The 11,447-nt window shown below is 64.7% G+C and carries 10 protein-coding genes; all 10 read right to left on the bottom strand.

Annotated elements, in window-relative coordinates; all coding sequences use genetic code 11:
* Window positions 1-12: 12 nt before the first annotated feature.
* Window positions 13-1,521, bottom strand: a complete 1,509-nt coding sequence (locus tag EEB12_RS03165; protein WP_181447587.1) for a protein adenylyltransferase SelO — start codon at window positions 1,519-1,521, stop codon at window positions 13-15.
* 35 nt (window positions 1,522-1,556) lie between these two features.
* Window positions 1,557-1,985, bottom strand: coding sequence for a CBS domain-containing protein (locus EEB12_RS03170; RefSeq protein ID WP_007735005.1), 429 nt, complete (start codon window positions 1,983-1,985; stop codon window positions 1,557-1,559).
* A gap of 80 nt (window positions 1,986-2,065) precedes the next feature.
* Window positions 2,066-3,562, bottom strand: coding sequence for an MFS transporter (locus EEB12_RS03175; RefSeq protein WP_020907421.1), 1,497 nt, complete (start codon window positions 3,560-3,562; stop codon window positions 2,066-2,068).
* An 11-nt stretch (window positions 3,563-3,573) separates the two neighbouring features.
* Entirely contained in the window at window positions 3,574-4,800 is a 1,227-nt protein-coding gene (gene cobA / locus EEB12_RS03180) for a uroporphyrinogen-III C-methyltransferase (protein WP_029255169.1), read from the bottom strand.
* Complete coding sequence (locus EEB12_RS03185; protein WP_041814958.1) at window positions 4,797-5,210, bottom strand: cobalamin biosynthesis protein; 414 nt, start codon at window positions 5,208-5,210, stop codon at window positions 4,797-4,799. The genes cobA and EEB12_RS03185 overlap by 4 nt, the downstream gene beginning before the upstream one ends.
* A complete protein-coding gene (locus EEB12_RS03190) occupies window positions 5,194-6,570 on the bottom strand; it encodes a cobyrinate a,c-diamide synthase (protein ID WP_141487399.1) in 1,377 nt (458 codons plus the stop codon). Before EEB12_RS03190 ends, EEB12_RS03185 begins: the two co-directional genes overlap by 17 nt.
* Window positions 6,564-7,178, bottom strand: coding sequence for a cob(I)yrinic acid a,c-diamide adenosyltransferase (cobO, locus tag EEB12_RS03195; RefSeq protein WP_019748043.1), 615 nt, complete (start codon window positions 7,176-7,178; stop codon window positions 6,564-6,566). Before cobO ends, EEB12_RS03190 begins: the two co-directional genes overlap by 7 nt.
* 21 nt (window positions 7,179-7,199) lie before the next feature.
* A complete protein-coding gene (locus EEB12_RS03200; protein WP_258537432.1) occupies window positions 7,200-9,164 on the bottom strand; it encodes a magnesium chelatase subunit D family protein in 1,965 nt (654 codons plus the stop codon).
* A 224-nt stretch (window positions 9,165-9,388) separates the two neighbouring features.
* On the bottom strand, window positions 9,389-9,865 hold the full coding sequence (locus EEB12_RS03205; protein ID WP_003942808.1) for a GNAT family N-acetyltransferase: 477 nt from the start codon (window positions 9,863-9,865) through the stop codon (window positions 9,389-9,391).
* A gap of 11 nt (window positions 9,866-9,876) precedes the next feature.
* The gene (gene mqo, locus EEB12_RS03210; protein ID WP_020907417.1) at window positions 9,877-11,415 is read right to left on the bottom strand and encodes a malate dehydrogenase (quinone); all 1,539 of its coding nucleotides are present in this window, start codon (window positions 11,413-11,415) and stop codon (window positions 9,877-9,879) included.
* Window positions 11,416-11,447 lie beyond the last annotated feature (32 nt).

Here is an 11,447-nt window from a genome sequence, read left to right on the forward strand (position 1 = left end):
TGGCTTCGTCTGTCAAGTGCCACAGAAGGTTTGGAATGTTTCGCTGAAAGACTGCGGAGCCGCCTCGGTGTAGTCAGCCCACTCGTCGCGTCGGCCGAACGGGTGCGTGACAACCTCCAGCAGCTTCTCGAATGGAGCGAGGTCGCCGTCGGTCGCGGCGCGCAGGGCAGCGTCGAGCCGATGATTACGCGGAATGTACAGCGGGTTGACGCGATCCATCGCGCTCGCGGTCTCCGCGGCCCCGTATCCGTTTTCGGTCAGGGCTCCCTGCCACCGCTGCAACCAGGGCGCGATGTGCTCCCGTGGCACGAGGTTGTCGAGAGGCACCGAATTTCCGCGCAATACGTCGGCGAGAGCGCGGAAACTGCCCGTCCAATCAGCACCGTGTCCCGCCAACAACGTCAGCAGATCGTCGACGAGCGCCCGATCGACAAACGGCTGGGCCAGACCGAGCTTTGCCGCGAGACCGGCCGCGTAGTGACCCTCGTAGCGCTCGTCGAAGGTCTCGAGAACTGCTGACGCCGCGGAAATTGCTTCGTCGGGTGTGGAATCGATCAGTGGCAACAGTGTTTCTGCCAAGCGCGCCAGGTTCCACTTCAGTACAGCGGGCTGATTGCCGAATGCATAGCGGCCCCCGTGGTCGATCGAGCTGAACACTGCCGCCGGATCGAACGCGTCGAGGAAGGCGCACGGACCGTAATCGATGGTCTCCCCCGAAATTGTCGTGTTGTCGGTGTTCATGACCCCGTGCACGAAACCGATGAGCATCCACCTCGCCACCAGTGATGCCTGCGCCTCGACCACCGCCTCGAGGAACTTCAGGTAGCGATTGTGTGTACCCGTTGCCGGAAGTTCGGTCAGCTCCGGGTAGTGCCGGGCAATCGCGTAATCGGTGAGCGGCTGCAATACCTCGCCCTGCCGGGCCGCGAACTCGAAGGTCCCAACGCGTAAGTGACTCGACGCGATCCGTGCAAGCACGGCACCGGGTTCTGCGCCGTTGCGGCGAACGTCTCGGCCCGTCGCCACCACCGACAGCGCGCGCGTAGTGGGGACACCGAGGGCATTCATCGCCTCACTGACGAGATATTCGCGCAGCATCGGCCCTACGACCGCATACCCGTCGCCGCCCCGAGAGAACGGCGTGCGCCCGGAGCCCTTCAGATGCAAGTCCACTCGCTGCCCGTCAATGCTGACGAGTTCGCCGAGTAACAAAGCGCGACCGTCCCCGAGAATTGGTGCGTACCCACCGAACTGATGACCCGCATATGCCATCGCCACCGGTGTGGCCCCGACCGGCACCGTCGACCCGGACAGGACGCCGATCCCGTCCACACTTCGCAGCGCTGCTACGTCCAATCTCAACGACGCAGCCAACTGCTCGTTCAGCACGAGCAACTGCGGGTCGGGCGCGGCAGCACCTTGCCACGGCACCGTCAGAGCGCCGAGTTCGTCGGCGAAGGTGCTCTCGAGGCCGGCCACGATGGTGACCGTGTCTGCTGTGGATTCCTGGAATGCGGCCATCACACGAGAGTAGTCACCGTGCGACAACCTATCGATCAGCCCTGATCGATGTACGACTCGAGCTGATCGCGTTCGCTCTTGAGCTCGTCGATGCGGCTCTTCACCACGTCACCGATACTGACGATGCCGAGGAGGTTGCCGTCCTCGATCACCGGCAGATGCCGAATTCGACGCTCGGTCATGATCGCGGCAATGCTGTCCACCGCGTCTGCCGGAACGCACGTGTACATCAGTGCGGTCATGACCTCGGAAACCTGGATCCCGAGAAGGTCCGGGCCACGCTCGTGCAGGCGTCGAACGACATCGCGTTCGGAGATGATGCCGACCACCGCGTCGTCGTCGACCACCACCATGGCTCCGATGTTGTGGCGGGCAAGATCGCACAGCAACCCGTTGACCGTCGTGTGGGCGTCGATCGTGACGATGCTGTTGCCCTTGTTTCGCAATATGTCCGCGATCCGCATCACGGCACCCCGATTCGTCGAGACTCTCGGCACGTCCTGCAACGATCGTATCGGCTAGCGAAGCGGAAAAACAGGACTGATCAGGCGATTCCCTGAGCTGCCTTCTCCGCAGCCTGAGCCTGGGCTACCTGAGAAGGTGTGAACCTGATGCACAGCGCCGCGATACCGGCGAACACCGCGCAGACCGCGCAGCCCACAAGTGCGAAGGTGTATCCCTCTCCGAGTGCGATCAATTGCGCCGGATTCATGTCCGCTGCCTTGCCCGAAGTGCCGCCGAGCGAGAGCGTCTTCGACGTCGCCATCGCACCGATCACCGACAGCGCCAGTGGCCCACCGAGCGTCTGGGCAACCTGAGCGATGGCCGTCAGCGGGCCGATCTCGGTCTCCGGCACACCGGCGATCGCGCACAGTGGCAAGGGCACCATCGCGAGGCCGATACCGAATCCGATCCCGATCACGGGCACGAACAAGTTGGCCAGGTAGGTGGAATCTGAATCGAGAGTAGATCCGTAGAGGAGTCCGACGATCATGATCACGACGCCGGTGAGGACCAGCCAACGGGGTTGAACCTTCACGGCGAGCTTGGAAGCAACCGACGCGGCGGCGCCCAATCCGAACGCGAACGGAATGAACGCGATACCGGCACGCAACGGCGAATACTGCATGATGTCCTGCACGAACAGTGCGACGAAGGCCGTCATGCTGAACATCGCGCCACCGACGAAGAAGATGGCGAGGAACGTCGCGACACGGTTGCGATCGGCGAACAACGAGAAGGGCAAGAGCGGGTTGTCCGCAGTTCGCTCGACGAAGAGGAAGGCGGCGAGGGCGACCAATCCGGCCGCCAATGCACCGATGACGGCGATACTCCCCCATCCCATTTCCGGGCCTTCGGTGAGAGCAAAAACAACACCGGTACAACCGAGGGTCGCGAGGATCGCGCCGGGGACATCCAAAGCCAGACGCGTCTGATTCGTCTCGCGAAGGGCGCGGAACGCCATGCCGACGAGCGCGATGCCGATCGGGACGTTGATGAGGAAGATCAGACGCCACGACACCTCGGTCAATGCGCCGCCGATGATCAGACCGGCGATCGATCCGACGCCCGTCATGGCGGCAAAAATCGCGATGGCCTGATTACGAGCCGGACCCGCGGCGAAAGTCGTGGCAACAAGTGCGAAGGCGGTGGGCGACGCTACGGCTGCGCCGACACCTTGAAGCGCCCGCGCTGCGATCAACATGCCCTCGTTCAGGGCGAGACCACAGAGCAACGACGCCACCGTGAACAGCGAGACTCCCGCGATGAACATCTTCTTGCGCCCGTACGCGTCACCGAGGCGACCGCCGAGGAGCATGAGCCCACCGAACGCAAGCGCGTACGAGGTCAACACCCAATTACGACCACTGTCGCTCAGCCCGAGGTCTGCCTGCAATGGCGCCAGCGCGAGGTTCGCGACGGTGCCGTCGAGCACCACCATCATCTGCAAACCACTCAGGACGATGATGGCGAGCCCGATGACTCGAGTGGCTACCGGGGCATTCGCCGAAGCGGTTTCAGATGTTGGGGAATCAGACACAAGACTTCACGTTACCCAGCGTCGACGGAAAAGCCCGCGACCGGCCCGATCACGATGATCGCCGGAGGCTTGATCTCCTCGTCTTTGACGCGCTGAGCAACGGTCGCCAGATCGGCCCGAAGTTCACGCTGAGTGCGCAGCGTGCCCTCTTGGATGACGGTGACCGGCGTGGTTGCCGGGCGTCCACCGTCGACGAGTACCTTGGCGAACTGATCGATGCGCTCGACCGCCATGAGCAGCACGATCGTGCCGCGCAACTTGGCCAGTGCCGACCAGTCGACCAGCGAATCCGGATGATCCGGAGCCACGTGCCCACTGACGACGACGAACTCGTGGGTGACACCGCGGTGGGTCACCGGGATGCCCGCGGCCGACGGGACCGAGATCGCGCTCGTGATTCCGGGCACTACGGTCACGGGAACGCCGGCAGCGGCACACGCTTCGAGTTCTTCGTATCCCCGCCCGAAGACGTACGGGTCCCCGCCCTTGAGGCGGACCACGAACTTGCCTGCCTTCGCGTTGTCGATCAGCGCGGCGTTGATGGCCTCCTGAGCCATGGCACGGCCGTACGGGATCTTCGCGGCGTCGATCACCTCGACGTCGGGACCCAGTTCGGCGAGCAACTCCGGCGGAGCCAATCTGTCGGCCACGACGACGTCAGCGCGTGCGAGCAAACGGCGTCCGCGCACGGTGATCAGGTCGGGGTCACCGGGGCCACCACCGACGAGAGCAACGCCCGCAGCGGCCGGCTCGGCCGTATCGGCGAGCACGCCCGACTGAAGACCTTCGACGACCGCGGTGCGGACTGCTGCCGAACGACGGTGATCGCCGCCGGCAAGAATTCCGATACTCATACCGTCGTACTCGGCGCTGGCGGGAGTTACCGCGGTGCCGTGCTTCGCGTTGTCGGCGCGCACGCAGAAGATGTGGCGACGCTCCGCTTCGGCGACGATCGCTGCATTGGTTTCCGGCTCGTCGGTCGAGGCGATGGCATACCACGCACCTTCGAGGTCGCCGTCGGCGTACGGGCGCTCTTCGACCGTGATCTGCCCGGCCGTGGCCATACCTTCGACGGCTGGAGTGAACGCGCGACTGATGACGTGAACACGGGCACCAGAGGCGACCAGCAGTCCGAGTCGGCGCTGAGCCACAGTGCCGCCACCGAACACGACCACGCGTCGATCGGTCAGGTTGAGGCCGACCAAGTAGTTGGTCTCGTCTGCGGTGGACTCGCTCACTCGCACTCCGTTTCGTCGTCAGAATTGTTCAAGCTGGAGGGAACTTTACGGGCCGCCGCCACGGTCACTCCATCCCTGGCAGTCTTGGCCACTAGGAGCGGCCCGCCCCCGGAAGCGAGGATCGCCGCCGCTTCCGCGACGCTTGCCGTCCCGATCGCGTGCTCGACGCGAGTCGACGGTGACGGAACCTGAACTCGCCCAAGTACGTCCGGGTCGAAACTCACAATCGGGACGTTCAGTTCATCGGCGGCAGCGAGCAGAGCTGCAGACGCCGCCTTGCCGGTCGCAGTGGCGAGGACCACGATCCTCGCTCGCTCCTGCAGCACCGCGTTCACCGCAGCGACGATGTCCTTCGCGGTGGCGCTCGTCGTGAATCCAACGCCTATACAGAGGTCATCCCCGTGCGGCATCGACGAACTTCGCGATCGATTGGGGCTGCCCCACCGGATGAGTGTGGAGATACGACGCGTGGACGCCGCCGCGAACAAATCCTTCGCGGACACTGCCGCCGTCCCAGGGCCGCCATCCCCACGCACTTCCGCAACCGTCCGCGTCTGCCGAGACGAGAGACGTTCGGTGGAACTCGTGACCGGTGACGCGGGAGCCTGCGTCGAAGAGGCTGGAGTCGCTGATCGCCACTGCTTCGCGGTACCCGAGGGTCAGGCGTTTCCCGAATGTGGCATCCACCCCGACAACACCGGCCATGCTGTGACCGTCCAAGCTGCGAGCGAGGTAGAGCAGACCGGCACACTCGGCGTGGATCGGCGCACCGCCGTCCGCCAGGTCACGAACCTGCTGCAGCAGAACGGTATTGGCCGCGAGGTCCACCGCATGCTCTTCCGGGAACCCGCCAGGAAGGACAAGAGCAGCAGTTCCCGCGGGAAGCTCGTCACGCAACGGGTCGAACACCTGCACGTCCGCGCCGGCGGCAGTCAGGAGTTCACGGTGCTCGGCATAGCCGAAGGTGAAGGCCGGGCCGCCCGCCATGGCAACCACAGGGCGAGACACTGCGTGTGCGCCGACCTCGGCAACCGGATCCCATGCAGCTGCACCCACGTTCGAGGCGGCCAGTGCGCGAACAGCGTCCAGTTCGACGTGCGAGGCAATCAAGTCGGACATCGCGTCCACTGCGGCCACAGCGGCGGCGCCGTGCTCGGCTGCCGGAATCAGACCGAGGTGCCGGGAGGGAACTTCGAGTTCCGTCAACCGTGGCACAACTCCGAGCACTGCGACGCCGACCTTGTCGCACGCATGACGCAACACCTGCTCGTGACGAGCGCTCCCGACGCGATTGAGAATGACGCCGCCGATGCGCACACCTGCGTCGTAGGTCGCGAAGCCGTGGAGTACGGCGGCCAGACTCTGACTGTGCCCACGGGCGTCGATCACGAGGATTACCGGCGAACCGAGGATCGACGCTACCTGCGCCGTCGATCCCTCCGCCGACGGCTGCGAGTTGGCCTCGTCGATCTTTCCGTCGAACAGACCCATGACGCCTTCGACCACGGCGATGTCACAGCCGGCGGTTCCATGCCGGTAGAGCGGTCCGATGCGATCCGGGCCGACCAGAACAGTGTCGAGGTTGCGTCCGGGCCGCCCTGCCGCGAGTCCGTGATAACCCGGGTCGATGTAGTCCGGCCCCACCTTGAAGGGGGCAACGCTGCTACCGGACCGTCGCAGCGCACCGATCAATCCCGTTGCCACCGTGGTCTTTCCGCTACCCGAGGCAGGAGCGGCGATCACTACGGCCGGAGTGGAAGGACTTACCATTCGATGCCCCGTTGACCCTTTCGGCCGGCATCCATCGGGTGCTTGATCTTCGTCATCTCGGTCACGAGGTCGGCGGCGTCGATCAGTGCCTGCGGGGCATCACGCCCCGTGATGACGACATGCTGGTTGCCTGGGCGATCGCGCAGTGTCTGCACCACCTCGTCCACGTCCACCCAACCCCACTTGAGCGGGTACGTGAACTCGTCGAGGACATAGAATCGATGCTCCTCGCCTGCAAGCCTTCTCGCGATCTCCTGCCAACCTTCCGCAGCGGCAGCAGCATGATCTTCCTCGCTACCGGCCTTGCGTGTCCATGACCAACCTTCGCCCATCTTGTGCCACTGCACCGGCCCACCGACGCCGGTTTCGTCATGCAGGTTTCCGAGCGCACGGAACGCGGCTTCCTCGCCGACCTTCCACTTGGCGCTCTTCACGAACTGGAACACGCCGATGTCGAACCCCTGATTCCAGGCACGCAGCGCCATACCGAAAGCGGCGGTGGACTTACCCTTTCCCGGGCCGGTGTGCACGGCAAGTACCGGCGCGTTACGACGCTGACGCGTGGTCAGACCGTCGTCGGGAACTGTCTCGGGAACACCCTTGGGCATCGTGAACTCCTGAGCTGGGATCTAGGCTGCGGCGCGGACGACACCCGCGACCTGCTGCGCTGACAATTCGGCAAGGCGGACGTAACCGCCACGTAGTTCTCGGGCCAACTCGGCTGCCAGCCCCAGACGCACGAGGCCGGTCTCGCAGTCGACGACGATGGAAGCGACGGACGCGTCGGCAAGAAGATGCGCGGCGACGCGGGCGCGGTGCAGCGCGTCCTTGCCTCCGGTAGCCCGGCCGTCGGTGAGCGTGACGACGAGGGCGCGGCGCTGCGGGTCACGAAGCCGTTCACGCAGAACCACTTCGCGAGCACGCAGGAATCCCTCTGCGAGTGGGGATTTGCCGCCGGTACGCATCGACTGCAGGCGACGGACGGCGATGTCCACCGAAGAGGTCGGCGGCAGTACGAGCTCCGCTTCACGACCACGCACAGTGATGACGGCGACCTTGTCGCGGCGCTGATAGGCGTCGCGGAGCAACGAGACAACCGCACCGGTGACCGCGGAGAGGCGGTCGCGTGCTGCCATCGACCCCGACGCGTCGACAACGAAGACGATCAGATTGCCTTCTCGCCCTTCACGAATCGCGCCGCGGAGATCAGCAGGTGCCAGCCGCAGCCGTCCAGCAGTGCGGCCGCGCGCAACTTGAGACTCGGCTGCGGCGAAGACCGTGCTCGTCAGATGCAATCCGTGGCCACGTTCCCGCGTGGACCGCACGACTCGTCCACGGGACGACATGGACCGCGAGCGGCGTCCCGGTGCACCTTCGCCGACACCAGGAACCTCGAGGAGCTTGGCCTTGAATTCGCCGGCCGGTGGCGCCGAGGGGCGATCGGCAGCGCGTACTCCCCCACCAGGTCCGTCAGGGTCTTCCGGGCCGTCGTCGTCCGGACCCTCGTCGTCCGGACCGCCGTCTTCGGGGCCACCATCTTCCGGGCCACGGTCTTCGTCAGGGCCACGGTCTTCGGGATTCTCGGGAGGTTCGGGCTCTCCGTCGCGCGCGTCGTCCTCTACCTGCGACTGGGCGTCCTGATCGGCCTGCTCGAGTGCATCGTCCAACTGCTGCTGATCCAAGCCGGGCTCGTCGAACGGATCGCGGCGGCGGCGGTGCGGCAGCGTCAGTTCCGCAGCCACTCGCACGTCCTCCGCAGTGACCTCACTGTCGCCTCGCCAGGCAGCGTGGGCGGTCGCGGTGCGCGCCAGCACCAGGTCCGCGCGCATACCGTCGACGTCGAACGACGCACACAGTGAGGCGATACGACGCAGCTCGCGGTTGCTCAGCTCGACCGAGTCCAGTTTCTCACGCGCCGTGAGGATTTCGGCCGCGAGCTCCTCATCGGCGGATTCGTACCGAGCGACAAACGCCTCGGGGTCGCGCTCGTAGTCGAGCCGGCGACGCACCACTTCCATGCGTACGTCGACGTCGCGGGAAGCTGCGACATCGACCGCCAGTCCGAAACGGTCCAACAGCTGCGGACGCAGTTCTCCCTCTTCGGGATTCATCGTGCCGACGAGTACGAATTTGGCCGGGTGCGAATGGGAGATTCCGTCACGCTCGATGTGAACGCGACCCATCGCCGCGGCGTCGAGAAGCACGTCGACCAGGTGGTCGTGAAGCAGATTCACCTCGTCGACGTACAGAACTCCCTGGTGAGCCGCGGCGAGCAGTCCAGGTTGGAAAGCGCGCTCACCGTCGCGGAGAACCTTCTCGAGGTCGATGGACCCGATCACTCGGTCCTCGGTGGCGCCGACGGGCAGTTCCACCAAGCGGGCCGGTCGTGTCGTTCCGGCGTCGTCGACCGCGGGCAGCAGCGCAGTCAGCGCGCGCACGACCGTCGACTTGGCAGTTCCCTTCTCACCGCGGACCAGAACTCCACCGATCCCCGGATGCACAGCACACAGAATCAGCGCCAACCGCAATTGATCCTGGCCGACCACAGCACTGAACGGGAAGCCCGCCACTGGTCGATCTTCTTCACTTCGCACGTCGATATCCCTCCACCTCTCGGTTTCCTCGCCGAGAATTTGGCTGCACTCGAATGTCGCGGCAACCTGGCTGAGATCTCCCGGTCAGTCGGTAGAGGAGAGATCTTTCACAGTGGCGGGACCGCGCCTGGATCGAACAGGACTTCCCCGCGAACATTCGGTATCGAAAAAACCCTAGTCGGCTCGCTTTTCCACGAGCCGACCAGGGTCAAATCTCCGACAAACTAGCTGACAGCCACGAAAGGCTCTCCCCCGCCACGGCGCATCGGGGTGTGCGGGATGCCGTCTTCGATGAACTCTTCGCCGTCAGCCTTGAATCCGTGCTTGGCGTACATCTCGACCAGGTAGGTCTGGGCGTTGATCCGACACGGCGCTTCGCCGACCTCGGCCAGTGCGGCCTGCAGGAGGCGGGTCGTGTGGCCCTGGCCGCGAGCCTGACGCGACGTGCAGAGGCGTCCGATTCGGAAGCTCTTGTTTCCGTCGTCGTGCTCTTCGAGCAGACGGAGTGTGCACACCACCTGGCCGTCCTGCTCGAGCCAGAAGTGGCGTGTTTCCGTCAGCAGGTCCCGCCCGTCCAACTCGGGATACGGGCAGGCCTGCTCGACGACAAAGACCTCCACTCGAAGCTTCAACAACTCGTAGAACGTCTTGTTGTCGAGGTCGAGTGCCCATGAACGCTTCAAAGCTGCTGTTGCCGTCATGGGTTGGACTATCACACAGTCGCGACGGTATCCGCGACCGGAGCCGATTCGGAAGCACCAGCGGAATCGAGCTCGAGAACCTTCGAGGACCAATCCCAGACCTGGTTGAACAGGCCTTCGTTGTCAGTGAGCTTGACGCCGATGGACGGAACCATCTCGCGAAGCTTGCCCTTCCAACCCTGGAACTCGGTCGGGAAGCAGCGCTCTAGTACGTCCAGCATCGCCGGGACGGCCGTGGACGCACCGGGCGAGGCGCCGAGCAGGCCGGCGATGGAGCCGTCCTCAGCGGCGACCACAGCGGTACCGAATTCGAGGACGCCGCCCTTGCCCTTGGCACGGCGGATCACCTGGACGCGCTGGCCCGCGGTGATGAGCTCCCAGTCCTGAGCCTGCGCCTTGGGCGCGAATTCACGCAGATCCCAGATGCGACCGGCTTCGTTCTTGGCGAGTTCGCTGACCAGGTACTTGACCAGGCCGAGCTCGCTGACGCCGACGCCGAGCATCGAGAGGATGTTGTTCGGCTTGACCGAGCCGGGCAGGTCCGTGACGCGACCCTGCTTGAGGAACTTCGGCGACCATCCGGCGTAGGGGCCGAACAGCAGACCCGGCTTGTTGCCGATGACACGGGTGTCGAGGTGCGGCACCGACATGGGCGGGGCGCCGACGGCAGCCTTGCCGTAGACCTTGGCGCTGTGCTGGTCGATGAGTTCGGGGTTTGTGCATCGCAGGAAAGCACCGCTGACCGGGAAGCCACCGAAGCCCTTGGCTTCCTTGATGCCGGACTTCTGCAGCAGGTGCAGGGCGCCGCCACCGGCACCGACGAACACGAAGCGCGAGCGAACGGTGCGCTTTTCACCGGTGCGACGGTTGGTGACCTTGACGGTCCAGGACTTGTCCGAGTTCTGGGTCAGGTTGGTGACCTCGTGGCCGAAGTACATCTTGCCGCCGGTCTTACCGATGTAGCCGATGAGCTGCTTGGTGAGCGCTCCGAAATCGACGTCGGTGCCGTCCTGGCTCCAGTTCAGGGCGATGGGATCGGAGAAGTCGCGTCCCTTGGCCATGAGCGGCAAACGCTCGCTGAACTCGGCCGGATCGTCGATGTACTCCATGCCGCGGAAGAGCGTGTGGCCGGCAAGTGCGTCGTAGCGAGCACGCAGGTACTTGGCGTTGGCCTCACCGTGAACGAAGCTCACGTGTGGGATGGGGTTGATGAATTCCTTGGGCTGAGTCAGGACGCCCTGCTCGACCGCGTGTGCCCAGAACTGGCGGGACACCTGGAACTGCTCGTTGACGTTCACGGCCTTCTTGATGTCGACCGTGCCGTCGGAGTTCTCCGGGGTGTAATTGAGCTCACACAGGGCGGAGTGACCGGTTCCCGCGTTGTTCCAGGGGTCGCTGCTCTCGGCTGCGACGGCATCGAGCCGCTCGAAGGTCGAGATCGACCAATCGGGCTGCAGCTGGCGCAGCAATGCACCCAGCGTGGCGCTCATGATGCCTGCGCCCACGAGCACTACATCCGTCTTCGTCTCTACCGCGTTCTGATTCGACACTGGAGAATCGACTTCCTTGTCATTAGCCGTGC

The organism is Rhodococcus sp. WS1 (assembly GCF_003797745.1).
Classification (GTDB): Bacteria; Actinomycetota; Actinomycetes; order Mycobacteriales; family Mycobacteriaceae; genus Rhodococcus_F; species Rhodococcus_F erythropolis.

Excerpts from the sequence above, each read along its gene's own strand:
- EEB12_RS03165 (WP_181447587.1), bottom strand. The coding sequence starts at position 1,521 with ATGGCCGCATTCCAGGAATCCACAGCAGACACGGTCACCATCGTGGCC.
- EEB12_RS03170 (WP_007735005.1), bottom strand. The coding sequence starts at position 1,985 with ATGCGGATCGCGGACATATTGCGAAACAAGGGCAACAGCATCGTCACG.
- EEB12_RS03185 (WP_041814958.1), bottom strand. The coding sequence starts at position 5,210 with ATGCCGCACGGGGATGACCTCTGTATAGGCGTTGGATTCACGACGAGC.
- EEB12_RS03190 (WP_141487399.1), bottom strand. The coding sequence starts at position 6,570 with ATGGTAAGTCCTTCCACTCCGGCCGTAGTGATCGCCGCTCCTGCCTCG.
- cobO (WP_019748043.1), bottom strand. The coding sequence starts at position 7,178 with ATGCCCAAGGGTGTTCCCGAGACAGTTCCCGACGACGGTCTGACCACG.
- EEB12_RS03205 (WP_003942808.1), bottom strand. The coding sequence starts at position 9,865 with ATGACGGCAACAGCAGCTTTGAAGCGTTCATGGGCACTCGACCTCGAC.